Annotated in this window: 11 protein-coding genes; 6 read left to right on the forward strand and 5 right to left on the reverse strand. The window is 67.4% G+C overall.

All coding sequences use genetic code 11. The features are described 5' to 3' along the window. Positions 1-268: 268 nt before the first annotated feature. The gene (gene glyA, locus ACOHX0_RS03695; protein WP_420675312.1) at positions 269-1,564 is read right to left on the reverse strand and encodes a serine hydroxymethyltransferase; all 1,296 of its coding nucleotides are present in this window, start codon (positions 1,562-1,564) and stop codon (positions 269-271) included. A 170-nt stretch (positions 1,565-1,734) separates the two neighbouring features. Between glyA and ACOHX0_RS03700 the strand changes: the two genes are divergently transcribed. Beyond that, positions 1,735-2,496 (forward strand): NAD kinase, encoded by a 762-nt coding sequence (locus ACOHX0_RS03700; protein ID WP_420675313.1) that lies wholly within the window; start codon positions 1,735-1,737, stop codon positions 2,494-2,496. Positions 2,497-3,256: 760 nt separating this feature from the next. On the opposite strand, the gene ACOHX0_RS03705 is transcribed toward ACOHX0_RS03700, so the two are convergent. From ACOHX0_RS03705 to ACOHX0_RS03720, 4 genes are all read right to left on the reverse strand, one after another. Continuing rightward, positions 3,257-4,687, reverse strand: coding sequence for an amidase family protein (locus ACOHX0_RS03705; protein WP_420675314.1), 1,431 nt, complete (start codon positions 4,685-4,687; stop codon positions 3,257-3,259). 97 nt (positions 4,688-4,784) lie between these two features. Then, on the reverse strand, positions 4,785-6,674 hold the full coding sequence (gene prpE, locus ACOHX0_RS03710) for a propionate-CoA ligase PrpE (protein WP_420675315.1): 1,890 nt from the start codon (positions 6,672-6,674) through the stop codon (positions 4,785-4,787). Positions 6,675-6,956: 282 nt separating this feature from the next. Beyond that, complete coding sequence (locus ACOHX0_RS03715) at positions 6,957-7,346, reverse strand: GFA family protein (RefSeq protein WP_420675316.1); 390 nt, start codon at positions 7,344-7,346, stop codon at positions 6,957-6,959. 66 nt (positions 7,347-7,412) lie between these two features. Continuing rightward, entirely contained in the window at positions 7,413-9,686 is a 2,274-nt protein-coding gene (locus ACOHX0_RS03720) for an NADP-dependent malic enzyme (RefSeq protein WP_420675317.1), read from the reverse strand. Between the two features lie 216 nt (positions 9,687-9,902). Here ACOHX0_RS03720 and ACOHX0_RS03725 point away from each other — a divergent pair, with 216 nt between their 5' ends. The 5 genes from ACOHX0_RS03725 to ACOHX0_RS03745 all read left to right on the forward strand — a co-directional run bounded on the left by ACOHX0_RS03725 (position 9,903) and on the right by ACOHX0_RS03745 (position 15,149). Beyond that, complete coding sequence (locus ACOHX0_RS03725) at positions 9,903-10,295, forward strand: cytidine deaminase (RefSeq protein ID WP_420675318.1); 393 nt, start codon at positions 9,903-9,905, stop codon at positions 10,293-10,295. Between the two features lie 4 nt (positions 10,296-10,299). Then, a complete protein-coding gene (locus ACOHX0_RS03730) occupies positions 10,300-11,604 on the forward strand; it encodes a thymidine phosphorylase (protein ID WP_420675319.1) in 1,305 nt (434 codons plus the stop codon). After that, positions 11,604-12,815, forward strand: coding sequence for a phosphopentomutase (locus tag ACOHX0_RS03735; protein WP_420675320.1), 1,212 nt, complete (start codon positions 11,604-11,606; stop codon positions 12,813-12,815). The genes ACOHX0_RS03730 and ACOHX0_RS03735 overlap by 1 nt, the downstream gene beginning before the upstream one ends. A 99-nt stretch (positions 12,816-12,914) precedes the next feature. Then, entirely contained in the window at positions 12,915-13,547 is a 633-nt protein-coding gene (gene upp / locus ACOHX0_RS03740; protein ID WP_420675321.1) for a uracil phosphoribosyltransferase, read from the forward strand. A 255-nt stretch (positions 13,548-13,802) separates the two neighbouring features. Next, positions 13,803-15,149 carry an SPOR domain-containing protein gene (locus tag ACOHX0_RS03745; RefSeq protein ID WP_420675322.1) on the forward strand — a complete coding sequence of 449 codons (1,347 nt, stop codon included), beginning with the start codon at positions 13,803-13,805 and terminating at the stop codon, positions 15,147-15,149. Positions 15,150-15,184 lie beyond the last annotated feature (35 nt).

A 15,184-nucleotide genomic window follows, 5' to 3' on the forward strand; every position in this document is an offset into this window, starting at 1 on the left:
AAGAGCCGTGTAAACGGGCACCCCAAAAATACCGGCGCCCTCCCGTCCCTTTGCCGTCCGCCGGAGGCGGGTGTCAAAGCGTTGGGCCGGGCGCCGCGCCAGGCGCGGCGCAAGCCGCGCGGGCCGTGAGGCCCGCGCGGCCGGGCCCAAGGCCCGTGCCGGTGCATCTTCGATGCCCCGGCGGGGCGCGGGAGGGCGCCGCTGCAAGATGGAAAACCGCCGCGGCTGGCGGGCCGCGGCGGCTGGAACTGCTCCGCAGAGCTGGCGCTTACAGGTTCGGGTAGAGCGGGAAGCGGGCGCAGAGCGCGGCGACTTTCTCGCGCACCGCGGCCTCCACCGCGCCATTGCCGTCTTCACCGTTCGCGGCCAGCCCGTCGACCACCTCGACGATCAGATCGGCGATCTCGCGGAACTCTTCTTCCTTGAAGCCGCGGGTGGTGCCTGCCGGAGTACCCAACCGGATGCCCGAAGTCACCGTCGGCTTTTCCGGGTCAAAGGGGATGCCGTTCTTGTTGGTGGTGATATGGGCCCGCCCCAGCGCTTTGTCGACGATATTGCCGGTCACGCCCTTGGGGCGCAGGTCCACCAGCATCACATGGGTGTCGGTGCCGCCGGTCACGATGTCGAGCCCGCCCTTGATCAGCTGATCCGCCAGCGCCACCGCATTGGCCTTGACCTGCTTCTGATAGGCCTTGAACTCCGGGCGCAGCGCCTCTCCGAACGCCACCGCCTTGGCCGCGATCACATGCATCAGGGGACCGCCCTGAATGCCCGGGAAAATCGCCGAGTTCACCTTCTTGGCGATATCCGCGTCGTTGGTGAGGATCATGCCGCCGCGCGGCCCGCGCAGGGTCTTGTGGGTGGTGGTGGTGGCCACATGCGCATGCGGGAAGGGCGAGGGATGCTCGCCGGCCGCCACGAGGCCTGCAAAATGCGCCATGTCCACGTGCAGGTAGGCGCCCACCATGTCGGCGATCTCGCGGAAGCGGGCAAAGTCGATCACCCGCGGCACGGCCGAGCCGCCGGCGATGATCAGCTTGGGCTGGTGCTCCTTCGCCAGCGCTTCGACCTGGTCATAGTCGATCAGGTTGTCGTCCTGGCGCACGCCGTAGTGCACCGCATTGAACCACTTGCCCGACTGGTTCGGCCTGGCACCGTGGGTCAGGTGCCCGCCCGAGGCCAGATCCATGCCCAGGATGGTGTCGCCCGGCTTGATCAGCGCCTGGAACACGCCCTGGTTGGCCTGGCTGCCGGAGTTCGGCTGCACGTTCACGAATTCGCAGTTGAACAGCTGCTTGGCGCGGTCGATGGCCAGGTCTTCCGCCACATCGACATACTGGCAGCCGCCATAATAGCGCCGCCCGGGGTAGCCCTCGGCGTATTTGTTGGTCAGAACCGTGCCTTGAGCCTCCATTACCGCGGCGGAGACGATGTTCTCGGAGGCAATCAGCTCGATCTCGTCGCGCTGGCGGCCCAGTTCATCGGTGATCGCGCCGAACAGCTCCGGGTCGCGTTCGGAAAGCGGCTGGGTGAAAAAGCCGGGGTCGCGGGTCGCTTCAGTCATGATGGCTCCATGTCAGTAGAGGAACAGTGTCGAGGGATTTCCTATCGGAAACACCGCCCCTTCGAAAGCCTGTAAAGCGACATATGCGCTTGGGAGAACGGCAAGTCTGGCCTTTGGGGAAAAGCTGTGCTTGTTTCGGAACCAGCTGACCACCACCGGAAACAGATCGCATGTCTCTGAGAATCGCTTTTCTGGCCGGCCGCACCGATGTCGCCCAGGCGGCCCTGGCCGCGCTCAGCCGCCGCTACGGCCACGTGGCGCCGCAGGAGGCGGATGTGATCGTGGCGCTTGGCGGCGACGGTTTCATGCTGCGCACGCTGCATTCCATGGTCGACCACCCCGCACCGGTCTACGGCATGAACTGCGGCACCGTCGGCTTCCTGATGAACACCTACCGCGAGGACGGGCTGATCGAGCGGCTGGAGGACGCCGAGCAGGAGATCATCAACCCGCTGTCGATGACCGCGATGGATCGCAGCGGTGAAACCCACCGGGCGCTGGCGATCAACGAGGTCTCGCTGCTCAGGGCCGGGCCGCAGGCGGCGCGGCTGAAGATCTCGGTCGACGGGCGGCAGCGGCTGGCAGAGCTGGTCTGCGACGGGGCGCTGGTGTCCACGCCCGCGGGTTCCACCGCCTATAATTACTCGGCGCATGGGCCGATCCTGCCGATCGGCTCGGACGTGCTGGCGCTCACTGCAATTGCCGCCTTCCGCCCCCGGCGCTGGCGCGGCGCGCTGCTGCCCAGCAACGCCAGGGTGCGCTTCGACGTGCTGGAGCCTGAAAAACGCCCGGTGATGGCGGACGCGGATTCGATGTCGGTCGCCGATATCGACTGGGTCGAGATCCAGACGGAGCCGCGAGTCCGCCACAAGATCCTTTTCGATCCGGGCCACGGGTTGGAAGAGCGGCTGATCTCCGAACAGTTCACCTGAGCGGGCCGCGGAATTATTTGCGGGAGCATTGCGGCCGTTAATGCTGGTTTCACGCTTTTGTGAAGGTTCAGGTAGGGAATCCATGCGATGCTTTTCGTACGGGCAGAGGGTTTGATGCTTTGCCCCCGGTAAGCCGCTGAAGTTTGCCCTCGGATGTTTGAAAGAGGGCGTGTTGACGAGTTGACGTCGGGTACCGGTGCCTTCGGCAGAAGCTGCGGAAAACGGCAATAGCCGCGCTGGACTGGCTGGTTCTGATGAATGGCCGGGCAAGGCAAGTGCAAGTGTAACGCAGGCGGCAGGACGGGTCGTCAGTCAGACCGCATGTCCCTGCGAAGAATCTGTAGATGTGAAGGCGGCGCGCCGCGCACGGTGTGCCTGTGACGAGTATCCTTTTTTTGGAAGGCCCCGGGGGCGGTTCAAGCCGCGCCCCCGGCGGCTTGTGAGCATGTTTGATTTGCCCCCCTCCAGCGTCTTTTTCCGGGCGTGATAATCCGGGCGTCCTGATCCGGGCGTGATGGCCAGGACGTGTTGACCCGGGTCTGATGACCTGGATGTGGAGACCTGGAACGATGTGGAGACCTCGAACGCCAAAGGCAAGCTCAGAGCCGGGCGCTGATCCGGCGGCTATTGCGCCGCCGCCGATGGCCGCTCCCTGATCTTTCCCGCATCGCACCTGTGCGCCTGAAATTCGGCCCGGTCCGCTGCGCTGGCGGGCCAATCCGTTCGCTCCGCTGCCCGGCCACACCGGCCACTCCGCCGGCTACCCCATCCGCTCCCAAAGGGCCTCGCACATCCGGCCGGCCCGCGCTTCGATGGCGGCGCAGGCCTCCACTGCCAGATCCTCCCGCCAGCGCCGCGCCGTGATCTGCACATTTATGGGCTGCGGCCCCGCAGGCAATTCCGCCAGCCGCGCCGGGACCGAGGCCGCGGGCAGGCCCATGAAGTTCATCGCATAGGAATAGACCGCGCTGCCCAGCACCTCCTGCACGCCCTCGGGGCCTTCGGTGTCGCGGCCGGGCCGGAAGAAGGGCTGCGGCAGGAAGGGCGACAACACCAGCGGGTACTCCTCCATGAACAGCGACCACTGCCGCGCGTAATGGCTGCGCTGCGCCATCATCCGCAGCAGCTCCTCCCCCGAAAACGGCGGAAATTCCTCGAAATAGACGGCAAAGATATCGCGCACGGTCTGCGAGCCCGCAGCCTCCACGTCCGCCTTCATCAGCGCAAACACCTCTCCCATCAGCGCGCGGTAGCCCGCACGCCCGGCCTCAAACACATTGGGCGGCTCCACCTCCGCGACCACGCAGCCCGCATCGCTCAGCGCATCGCGGGCAAACAGCAGCGCCGCCTCCACCTCGGGGTGCAGGTCATAGCCGAAGGTGTTGCGGGTGAAAGCGACCTTCACCGGACCGTCCAGAGCCGCGCCGCGCCAGGGCAGGGGCACGTGAAAGGGATCGCGCGGATCGGGTGCGATCAGGCTGGGCATCGCCAGGTGCAGGTCCTCAGTGGCGCGCACCAGCAGCCCCTGCACCGACATCAGCTGCGCCAGCAGCCCGCGCTCGGCGGTCTGGCTGGGGTTCCAGGCAGGCACCCGGCCAAGCCCCGGCTTCACGGTGACGGCTCCGTTGGCGGCGGCCGGGAAGCGCAAACTGCCGCCGATGTCATTGCCATGCGCCAGCGCCCCGATCCCCGCCATTACCGCAGCCCCTGCGCCGCCCGAGGAGCCGCCGGCCGAGACATGATTTCCCCAGGGGTTATGGGTGCGCCCGAACAGCGGGTTGTCGGTATCGGCGCGGAAAGAGAACTCGGGCGTATTGGTCCGCCCGATCACCACCGCGCCCGCCTTTTGCAGGTTGGCCACCACCGGCGCATCGGCGGGCGCGATCAGGTCCTTCAAGGCCGCCACCCCGTTCGAGGTGGCATGGCCCGCCTGGTCCACGTTGATCTTTATGGTCACCGGAACCCCGTGCAGCGGCCCGGGTTCCGCGCCGCCCGCGCGTGCCTTGTCCAGCATCCGCGCGCGCTCCAGTGCCTCGGCGCCCAGATCCTCGACCACCGCGTTGAGGCCCGGGTTCACCGTTTCCATGCGGGTGAGCGAGGCCTGCACCGCGGCTTCCGCGCTCACGTCGCCCGCGCGGGTGCGCCGCGACAGCTCCGCTGCGCTCAGCCGCCAGATGTCGGTTTGTGTCATGAATGGCCTCCCCCGCCGCAGGTTAGGCGGGCAGGGGAGACTTGCAAGCAAAACCGGACGGCAGCGCACCGGATTTCCGCGCCGGGAACCGGAGGCGCTACTTGGCGTAGCCGAGACCCTGCAGCGCCGCCTTGATTTCGTCCAGGATTGCCGGATCGTCGATCGTGGCAGGCATCTTCCAAGCCGTTCCATCGGCGATGTTCACCATGGTGCCGCGCAGGATCTTGCCCGAGCGGGTCTTCGGCAGCCGCTCCACCACCGCGGCGCGCTTGAAGGCAGCCACCGGGCCGATCTTGCCGCGCACCAGCTTTACCACTTCCTCCACCACCTCGGCGGGCGCGCGGCTGCAGCCTGCGTTGAGACAGAGGAAGCCGACCGGCATCTGCCCCTTCAGCGCATCCGCAGCGCCGATCACCGCGCATTCGGCCACGTCCGGGTGGCTGGCCAGCACCTCCTCCATGGCGCCGGTGGACAGCCGGTGCCCCGCCACGTTGATCACGTCATCGGTGCGCGCCATGATATAGAGATAACCGTCTTCGTCCTTCATCCCCGCATCGCCGGTTTCGTAATAGCCGGGGAAGGTGGTGAGGTAGCTCTTCCGGTAGCGCTCCTCCGCGTTCCACAGAGTCGGCAGGGTGCCCGGCGGCAGCGGCAGCTTCACCGCGATCGCGCCCAGCTGGCCGGGCGCAACCGGGTTGCCGCCCTCGTCGAGGATATCGACCTCATAGCCCGGCATTGCCACCGCGGGCGAGCCGCGCTTCACCGGCAGGGCCTCAATCCCGAGGGGGTTGGCGGCAATTGCCCAGCCGGTCTCAGTCTGCCACCAGTGGTCGATCACCGGCACTTTGAGCTGCTCCTCGGCCCAAGCGATGGTGTCGGGATCGGCGCGCTCGCCAGCCAGGTAAACCTGCTGCAGACAGCTCAGGTCATACTTCTGGACGAACTCTCCTTTCGGGTCCTCCCGCTTCACCGCGCGGAAGGCGGTGGGGGCGGTGAAGAAGCTCTTCACCTTGTGCTCCGAGATCACCCGCCAGAAGGTGCCCGCATCGGGCGTGCCCACGGGCTTGCCCTCGAACACGATGGTGGTGTTGCCGTGGATCAGCGGCCCGTAGCAGATGTAACTGTGGCCCACGACCCAGCCCACGTCCGAGGCGGCCCAGAACACATCGCCCGGATCGACGTTGTAGATGTTCTTCATTGTCCAATTGAGCGCCACCAGCTGTCCCGCGGTGTGGCGGATCACCCCCTTGGGCGCGCCGGTGGTGCCGGAGGTATAGAGGATATAGGAGGGGTGGTTGCCCTCGACGGGCACGCAGTCCGCGGGCTCTACCCCGTCCTGGAAGCGGTGCCAGTCGACATCGCGCCCCTCGCTCAGCTCCGCCACCTCCTGCTCGCGCTGGAGGATCACGCAGAAATCGGGCTCGTGCGCCGCCTGTTCGATCGCCCCGTCCAGCAGTGGCTTGTACTTTACGGTGCGCCCCGGCTCGATGCCGCAGGAGGCGGCGATGATCGCCTTGGGGGTGGCATCGTCGATGCGCACCGCCAGCTCGTTTGCGGCAAAGCCGCCAAACACCACCGAATGCACCGCGCCAAGCCGGGCACAGGCCAGCATCGCCTCCAGCGCCTCGGGCACCATCGGCATGTAGATGATTACGCGGTCGCCTTTCTCCACCCCCTTGGCGCGCAGGGCGCCGGCCAGCCTGGCCACCCGGTCCTTCAGCTCGCCGTAGGAGATCACCTGCTTCCTGCCGGTCACCGGGCTGTCATGGATGATCGCGGCGCGCGCGCCGTGGCCTGCCTCCACATGCCGGTCCACCGCGTTGTAGCAGGTGTTGACGCGCGCCTCGGAGAACCACTCGGAGAGCCCGTCGCCCTTATCGAAGAACGCTTTCGAGGGCGCGCGGTCCCAGCTGATCGCGCCGGCCGCCTCCATCCAGAAGCCTTCCGGGTCCTGTTGCCAGCGGGCGTAGATATCCTGATATGCCATGTGTCATTCTCCTCCTGCCAAATGCCTAGGCGAGAACGCTGCCGCCGGGCAAGTTTTGCCACGCGCGCGGACCAGATCGGTGAAGAAAATTACAGGGCAGGGGGCGCTTTCGCGCCGGGATTTACAGGATTTACAACCCTGCACCAGACCGGCTTTGCAAAGCCGGCTTTGCGGGAGAATATTCCGGAAAGCGCCGCCGCCTTTGCAAAGTCAGGATATTGCGCAGCCAACCGCGCCTGCTTCCCCGCGCGGGGCAGGGGCTGGCCGCAGGGAATCACCCCGTCAGCCGGCGGTCTTGGCGTAGCGGGGCAGCGTGTCCTTTAGATGCAGCCAGGGCAAGTGCTCGGCGTGGAAGACGTGGAAGCGCGGCGGCACCGCCTCCGGGTCTTCCAGCGTCGCGGTATAGAGGTGGATATTCACCGTGTCGCGGGCATTGCGGTAGGCCATCTGGGTGCCGCAAGTGCCGCAGAACAGCCGCTCCACCCCTTCGGAGGAGCGGTAGATGCGGGGCTCGGCGCCGCCCCATTTCACCGCCTCATGCGGCAGGCCGATAAAGGCGGTGACCGGCGCCGCGCAGGCGCGGCGGCAGTCGGCGCAATGGCAATAGCAGCTCCAGGCAACCTCGGCCCCGCTGTCCCAAAACACCTCGCCGCAGTTGCAATGCCCCCTCATGCCCGCCTCCCTGCTGGCCGTCCCGCAATCGCCGGGGGCGGCCAGCTAAGGCGCGGCCGCCCGGACTTAACCGTAGTGCGCTACCGGGGTGCCGGCAATGGCGGCCATGTTCAGAAGCCCGCGGGGGGTGATCGCGGGGGAGACGATATGGGCGCGGTTGCCCATGCCCATCAGGATCGGCCCCACTTCCAGCCCGTCGGCGCGCATCTTCAGGATGTTGCGCACGCCCGACGCCGCATCGGCATGGGCAAAGATCAGCACGTTGGCGGCATCCTCCAGCCGCGAGTTCGGGAAGATCCGCGCCCGCAGCTCGGGGTCGAGCGCGGTGTCGATGTTCATCTCGCCCTCATAGACGAAATCGCAGTGCTTGCCGTCGAGAATCCCGATAGCGGCGCGCAGCCGCGCGCCGGTGTCGCAGTTGATGGTGCCGAATTGCGATTGCGAGCACAGGGCGATTTTCGGCTCCAGTCCGAAGCGGCGCACGTGGCGGGCAGCTCCCTCAACGGTCTGCGCGATCTGCTCCGGTGTCGGCTCCACATGCACATGGGTGTCGGCGATGAACAGCGGCCCGTCCTTCAGGATCATCATCGACAGCGCGCCATGCGGCGTATAGGTGCCGCCGCCCAGCACCTGCTCGACATAATTCAGATGCCAGCGGTATTCGCCAAACGTGCCGCAAATCATGCTGTCGGCCTCGCCGCGCTGCACCATGATGGCGCCGATCGCGGTGGTATTGGTGCGCATGATCGCCTTGGCCAGATCCGGCGTCACGCCCTGGCGCTGCATCAGCTGGTGATAGCTGTTCCAATAGTCGTAGTAGCGGGGGTCGTTTTCCGGGTTCACCAGCTGGAAATCGCGGCCCGGGCGGATGTCCAGCCCCAGCCGTTCGCAGCGCGTCTCAATCACCTCGGGACGGCCGATCAGGATCGGCGTTTCCGTGGTCTCCTCCAGCACCGCCTGGGCGGCGCGCAACACCCGCTCGTCCTCGCCCTCAGTGAACACAATGCGGCGGGCGGCAGCGCGGGCGGCCTGAAACACCGGCCGCATCAGGAGCGCCGATTTGAACACGGTCTGGTTCAGTTTCTGCTTGTAGGCGTCAAGGTCCGGGATCGGCCGCGTCGCCACGCCGCTGTCCATCGCAGCCTTCGCAACCGAGGAGGAAACCACCGCCACCAGCCGCGGGTCGAACGGCTTGGGGATCAGGTAGTCGGGGCCGAAGTTCATCTCTTCGCCCTGATAGGCCGCCGCGGCCTCGGCCGAGGTGGTGGCGCGGGCAAGGTCCGCGATACCGTCCACACAGGCGATCTGCATCGCGTCGTTGATCTCGGTTGCGCCCACATCCAGCGCGCCGCGGAAGATGAAGGGGAAGCACAGGACGTTGTTGACCTGGTTGGGAAAATCGCTGCGCCCGGTCGCGATGATCGCATCCGGCGCCACGTTGCGGGCGAGGTCCGGCATGATTTCGGGGTTCGGGTTGGCCAGCGCAAAGATGATCGGCCGCGCCGCCATCTGGCCGACCAGCTCCGGCTTCAGCACATTGGGGCCGGAGAGGCCAAGGAACAGATCCGCCCCCTCGATCACCTCACCCAGAGTGCGCTTGTCCGAAGCCTGGGCAAAAGCCGCCTTCTGCGGGTTCATGTCCTCGGTGCGGCCCTCATAGACCAGCCCGTGGATGTCGCAGAGCCAGATGTTTTCGCGCTTCACCCCAAGCTTTACCAGCATGTTGAGGCAGGCAATCCCGGCCGCCCCGCCGCCGGTGGAAACGATCTTGATGTCCTCGAACTTCTTTCCGGCCACATGCAGCGCGTTCTTAGCCGCCGCCCCCACCACGATGGCGGTGCCGTGCTGGTCGTCGTGGAAAACCGGGATGTTCATCCGCTCGCGGCACAGCTTTTCGACCACGAAGCAATCCGGCGCCTTGATGTCTTCAAGGTTGATGGCCCCGAAGGTCGGCTCCAGCGCGCAGACAATATCGGCGAGCTTTTCCGGGTCGCTCTCGTTCACCTCGATGTCGAAACAGTCGATGCCCGCGAAGTTTTTGAACAGGACCGCCTTGCCTTCCATCACCGGCTTGGAGGCCAGTGCGCCGATGTTGCCAAGCCCCAGCACGGCCGAGCCGTTGGACACCACCGCCACCAGGTTCCCGCGGGAGGTATAGCGGGCTGCATTGGCGGCGTCGGCCTGTATTTCGGTGCAGGCTTCCGCAACACCGGGCGAATAGGCGCGCGCCAGGTCGCGGCCGTTGGCCATCGGTTTGGTGGCGCGGATCTCCAGTTTCCCGGGCTGCGGATACTCGTGATAGTGCAAGGCCGCCTGGCGCAGGTTCTGTGAATCGGACATTTGGCGCTCCTGAAACAATTTAGTTTAGCATTAAACCAATTCCCGCGGCGGGGGAACAGAGAAAACCGCGGAGGGGCTGCGGCAGCCCGCCGCCGGCGGCTTCCCGCGGAAGGGTGCCGCAGCGGCAATTCCCCGGGGCAGGGGCTTCCGCTCCCCCTCGGGTTTCCGCTATCCTGCGGCATCTTGTCCGAATGATAAAGCAGCCAGGGAATCGTCATGAGCCTGAAGAACGCCGCTCTCGCCGTGCGGGACAACGCCCACGCACCCTATTCCAACTTCAAGGTCGGCGCCGCCATCCGCGCCGCCTCGGGCCGCATCTACGTGGGCTGCAACGTGGAAAACGTGGCTTATCCCGAAGGCACCTGCGCCGAGGCTGGCGCCATTGCGGCGATGGTCGCAGCCGGCGAGACCGAGCTGACCGAGGCCTACGTGGTCGCCGACTGCCCGGCGCCGATCCCGCCCTGCGGCGGCTGCCGCCAGAAGCTGAAGGAATTCGGCAAGGGCGAGGTGAAGGTCACCATGGGCACGGTGGACGGCAAGGAAGCGGTGCTGACGATTGCCGACCTCTTGCCCGCCGCCTTCGACACCGCCCACATGGATCGGAGCTGACATCATGGACGCCCGTGCCATAATCGCCAGCCTGCGCCGCGGCCGCACGCCCTCAGACGACGAACTGCGCTGGTTCGCCAAAGGCCTCGCCAGCGGCGCCGTCTCCGACGCGCAGGCGGGCGCCTTTGCCATGGCCGTTTGCTTGCAGGGCCTGCCGACCGGGGCGCGCAGTGCGCTGACGCTGGCGATGCGCGACACCGGCGACGTTCTGGCGTGGGATCTGGACGGGCCGGTGCTCGACAAGCACTCGACCGGCGGGGTAGGGGATTGCGTGTCGCTCCTGCTTGCGCCCGCGCTCGCCGCCTGCGGCGCCTATGTGCCGATGATTTCCGGCCGCGGGCTTGGCCATACTGGCGGCACGCTCGACAAGCTGGAGGCCATCCCCGGCCTCTCCACCTCGGTCAGCGAAAGTGCGCTGCGCGCCATGGTCAAGGACGTAGGCTGCGCCATCGTCAGCGCCACGGCGGAAATTGCCCCCGCCGACAAACGGCTCTACGCCATCCGCGACGTGACCGCGACGGTGGAAAGCCTCGACCTGATCACCGCCTCGATCCTCTCCAAGAAGCTCGCCGCCAGCCCCGGCGCGCTGGTGCTCGACGTGAAGATCGGCTCCGGCGCCTTCATGAAGACGGCGGAGGACGCCCGCGCGCTGGCCCGCTCACTCTGCGATACCGCCAATGCGGCCGGCTGCACCACCTCGGCGCTGATCACCGACATGAACCAGCCGCTGGCGCCCGCGCTTGGCAACGCGCTGGAGGTGGCGGAGGTGATGCGGGTGCTCACCGGCGCTGCCTCAGGCCCGCTGGCGGAGCTGACGGCGGCCTTGGGCGGCGTGCTGCTGGCCCATGGCGGGCTGGCACGGGATGCCGCCGAGGGCGAAACCAAGATCACCGAAACCCTGACGGACGGCCGCGCCGCGGACCGCTTTGCCCGCATGATCGCGGCCTTTGGCGGCCCTGCCGATTTTGCGGACCGCTGGCGCGATCACCTGCCGCGGGCCGAAGTGTCCCGCGTGGTCAAGGCCCCCAAAGGCGGGCATGCCGCCGCCATCGACGGCGAGGCGCTGGGGCTTGCGGTGGTGCGCCTTGGCGGCGGCCGCATGGTGGAAAGCGACCGTATCCATCCGGGCGTCGGCGTTTCGGACATTGCCCGCCTCGGCCAGCCAGTGGAGCCGGGCGACCCGCTGGCCCGTGTGCATGCGGCCAGTAACGACGCCGCCCGCGCCGCCGAGGCCGAGGTTCTGGCCGCCTTCACCATCGGCGAGGCGCCCGAAACCCTGCCGCCGCTTGTGCACGAAAGGATCTCCTGATGCCCCGCGCCTTCCTTGTGGTGATGGATTCGGTTGGCATTGGCGGCGCGCCGGATGCCGGGCGGTTCTTCAACGGCGACCTTCCCGACCTTGGTGCCAACACGCTGGCCCATATCGTCCAGGCCTGCGCCGCGGGGCAGGCTGAGGAGGGGCGCAGCGGCCCCCTGGACTTGCCGAACCTCACCAGGCTTGGCCTTGGGGCGGCGATGCGGCTCGCGTCCTCGGTGCCGTTTCCGGGGCTGGACGCGGACCCCGAAGGCCGCTGGGGCTGCGCCCATGAGCTGAGCCCGGGCAAGGACACGCCCTCGGGCCATTGGGAGCTGGCGGGCCTCCCGGTGCCCTGGGACTGGCACTATTTCCCCGACACCACGCCTGCCTTCCCCGAAAGCCTCTCCGCCCGCGCGGCGGAGCTTGCGGGCACAGCCGGCATCCTCGGCAGCTGCCACGCCTCGGGGACCGAGATCATCGCCCGCCACGGGGCGGAGCACATGCAGACCGGCCAGCCGATCTGCTACACCTCGGCCGACAGTGTGTTCCAGATCGCCGCGCATGAAGAGACCTTCGGCCTGGACCGCCTGCTCAAGCTCTGCGAGGCGCTGGCGCCCGAGCTGCACGCCATGAAGGTCGGCCGCGTCATCGCGCGCCCCTTCACCGGTACGGCGGAGGAGGGCTTCACCCGCACCGCCAACCGCCGCGACTACGCTATTGCGCCGCCCGCGCCGGTGCTCACCAACTGGGTGCAGGACGCAGGCCGCCGCGTGCATGCGATCGGCAAGATCGGTGACATCTTCACCATGGCGGGCATCGACACGCTGAAGAAAGGTCCGGACGAGACGCTGATTCAGCATCTCTTTGACGCGGTGGAAGAAGCCGAGGACGGCAGCCTCACCTTCGCCAACCTCGTGGAGTTCGACAGTCTTTACGGTCACCGCCGCGACATTTCCGGCTATGCCCGCGCGCTGGAATGGTTCGACGCCGCGCTCGGCCGTCTGCTGCCGCGTCTGCGCGGCGGCGACATGCTGCTGCTCACCGCCGACCACGGCAACGATCCCGCCTGGCCCGGCACCGACCACACCCGCGAACAGGTGCCGGTGCTGATTGCGGGTCTTGGCGCGGGCCCCATCGGCGCGGTGAAGTTCGCCGATGTGGCGGCTTCGGTCGCGGCGCACCTGGGTGTGCCCGCGCAAGGCCCCGGCAAGAGCTTCCTTTGATCCCTCCCAGCACCCCTTTCCGGGCGGCAGCGGGCAAAACCGCCTTGCCTGCTGCGGCAAAGCCAATAAAAGCGCAACAAACAACTTTAGGAGCGCCCCATGACCGACCATCTCACAGTCGTTGATCACCCGCTTGTGCAGCACAAGCTGACCCTGATGCGGGACAAGGGCACCTCGACCGCCAGTTTCCGCCGCTTGCTGCGCGAGATCACCCAGCTCCTGGCCTATGAGATCACCCGCGGGATGCCGCTGACCACCACCACCGTCGAAACCCCGATGGAGGAAATGGAAGCGCCAATCCTGGCGGGCAAGAAACTGGCGCTGGTCTCGATTCTGCGCGCGGGCAACGGTATGCTGGATGGTGTGCTGGAGCTGATCCCCTCGGCCCGCGTCGGCTTTGTCGGCCTCTACCGCGACGAGGAAACCCTGCAGCCGGTGCAGTATTACTTCAAGGCGCCGGAAGGGCTGAAGGACCGGCTGGTGATCGCGGTGGACCCGATGCTGGCGACCGGCAACTCCTCCGCCGCCGCCGTCGATCTGCTGAAAGAGGCGGGCGCGAACAACATCCGCTTCCTGTGCCTGCTGGCCTCGCCGGAAGGTGTCGCCAAGATGAAGGAAGCCCACCCGGATGTGCCGATCGTCACCGCCTCGCTTGACCGCCAGATCGACGAGAAGGGCTACATCCTGCCCGGCCTCGGCGACGCGGGCGACCGGATGTTCGGCACCAAGTAAGCGGCGGTTGCGTAGTACAGAAAAGCCCGGCCCTCCGCCGGGCTTTTTTCATTCCGCCGGAAGGTCTGCCAGAGCCGCATATCGCCGGCGCGCGGCGGCGATGCGCCGCGGCCTTCGGCCTTGTTCCGCGCTGGGGGCGGTGCCCGGGTGCGATACCATGGCAAATCAGCCGCTTGCGGCCATATTTACGCCGCGAAATCTTTACTCAGCCCGGCGCATCGGGCATCCTGCCGCCATATATTGCGGGGCACGGGTATGAAAATAGCTAGAATTATTGCGCTGGCCTTGATCGCGGGGTCCGCCGGGATCACGGCGCTAGAGGCACAGGTGCTGCGCGAGGCCAGCCCGCCCGCCGAATATCCGCCTGCGTCTTATGCCGCCAAGCAATATGTCGACAGCCGCGGCTGCATCTACATCCGCGCAGGTATCGGCGGCAATGTGACCTGGGTGCCGCGGGTGACCCGGTCCCGCAGGCAGATCTGCGGCTACAAGCCCACTGGCGTCGCGGGCACCACCAAGCAGCCGCAGCAGGCTGTGCCCGGGCCCGAAATGATCACCTTGCCGCAGGGTGATCAGCCCGCGCAGGCCACCGCCGCAGCCCCCGCAAGACCTGCACCGAAAGCGGCGCAACAGGCAGCTCAGCCCGCCGTGACGCCGGCTGCGAAACCGGCTGCGAAACCTGTTGTCAAACCGGTGAAACGTGCCGCAGCGGCTGCGCCCGCCAAACCAGCTGCCTCCCCCAGGCCCGCCCGGCAGAAACCCGTGCGGCTCGCGCCGAACCCCGCAGCCAAGGCCGCACCCGCGGCCAGCCCCCCCTGTCCCGGCGCCTCGGCGCTCAGCCAGCAGTACATCAACCGCGGCAGCGCCCGCTGCGGCCCGCAGGCGGTCTCGCCCGTCACCTATGGCGACAGCCCCGGGATCGGCCCGCAATCGGCGCTTCCGCTCACGCCCAACACGCGCGTGGTGCAAAAGCACATCTATCAGGAGCGCCGCCTCAGCAACAATTTCTCCGTCCCCAAGGGCTACCGCCCGGTCTGGAAGGACGGCCGCCTCAACCCCCGCCGTGCCGAACGCACCATCCGCCCGGCCGTGGTCAACGGGGCCGCCGTCGTGCCGCCCGGTTATATCCGGGTCAGCCGCGAAGACGGCCGCCTGAACCCCGCCCGCGGCCCGCGCGGCGCGGCGGGCGCTGCCGCCAGTGCGCGGATCTGGACCGATGAGGTGCCGCGCAGGCTGGTGAAACTGCCGCTCGACAGCCCCGTGGTCACCCTCCCGCCCAAGGCCCGCCGCAGCCCGGCGGAGGCCAAGAAACCCGCGCTGCGCCTTTCCAGCCGCGCCGACCCGGCAGCCCCGGCCCCGGATCTGGTTGCGCCCGCGCAAAGCTACATCCGTGCCGCAACCCATGCTGACGCCGCCGAGGCCCGCGCCGCCGCACAGGCGCTGGCAGCGCGCGGGCTGCCGGTGCGGCTCGGCACGCTGAGCCGCAAGGGGCACAGCCTGAAAGTCGTGCTGGCGGGTCCATTTGCCAGCCCTGCGAAGGCGCACGCCGCCCTCTCCACGGTGCAGGCTGCAGGTTTCCCCGGCGCCCGGCTCAGCAAGTAAGCTCCAGATCCCAAAACATAAAAGCCGGGAGCGCC

Origin of the sequence: Cribrihabitans pelagius (genome assembly GCF_048820915.1) — a bacterium.
Classification (GTDB): Bacteria; Pseudomonadota; Alphaproteobacteria; order Rhodobacterales; family Rhodobacteraceae; genus Cribrihabitans_A; species Cribrihabitans_A pelagius.

Coding starts and splice junctions, on each gene's coding strand:
- ACOHX0_RS03745 (WP_420675322.1), top strand. CDS start 13,803: ATGAAAATAGCTAGAATTATTGCGCTGGCCTTGATCGCGGGGTCCGCC.
- ACOHX0_RS03715 (WP_420675316.1), bottom strand. CDS start 7,346: ATGAGGGGGCATTGCAACTGCGGCGAGGTGTTTTGGGACAGCGGGGCC.
- ACOHX0_RS03735 (WP_420675320.1), top strand. CDS start 11,604: ATGCCCCGCGCCTTCCTTGTGGTGATGGATTCGGTTGGCATTGGCGGC.
- glyA (WP_420675312.1), bottom strand. CDS start 1,564: ATGACTGAAGCGACCCGCGACCCCGGCTTTTTCACCCAGCCGCTTTCC.
- ACOHX0_RS03725 (WP_420675318.1), top strand. CDS start 9,903: ATGAGCCTGAAGAACGCCGCTCTCGCCGTGCGGGACAACGCCCACGCA.
- ACOHX0_RS03730 (WP_420675319.1), top strand. CDS start 10,300: ATGGACGCCCGTGCCATAATCGCCAGCCTGCGCCGCGGCCGCACGCCC.
- ACOHX0_RS03705 (WP_420675314.1), bottom strand. CDS start 4,687: ATGACACAAACCGACATCTGGCGGCTGAGCGCAGCGGAGCTGTCGCGG.
- ACOHX0_RS03720 (WP_420675317.1), bottom strand. CDS start 9,686: ATGTCCGATTCACAGAACCTGCGCCAGGCGGCCTTGCACTATCACGAG.
- ACOHX0_RS03700 (WP_420675313.1), top strand. CDS start 1,735: ATGTCTCTGAGAATCGCTTTTCTGGCCGGCCGCACCGATGTCGCCCAG.
- upp (WP_420675321.1), top strand. CDS start 12,915: ATGACCGACCATCTCACAGTCGTTGATCACCCGCTTGTGCAGCACAAG.
- prpE (WP_420675315.1), bottom strand. CDS start 6,674: ATGGCATATCAGGATATCTACGCCCGCTGGCAACAGGACCCGGAAGGC.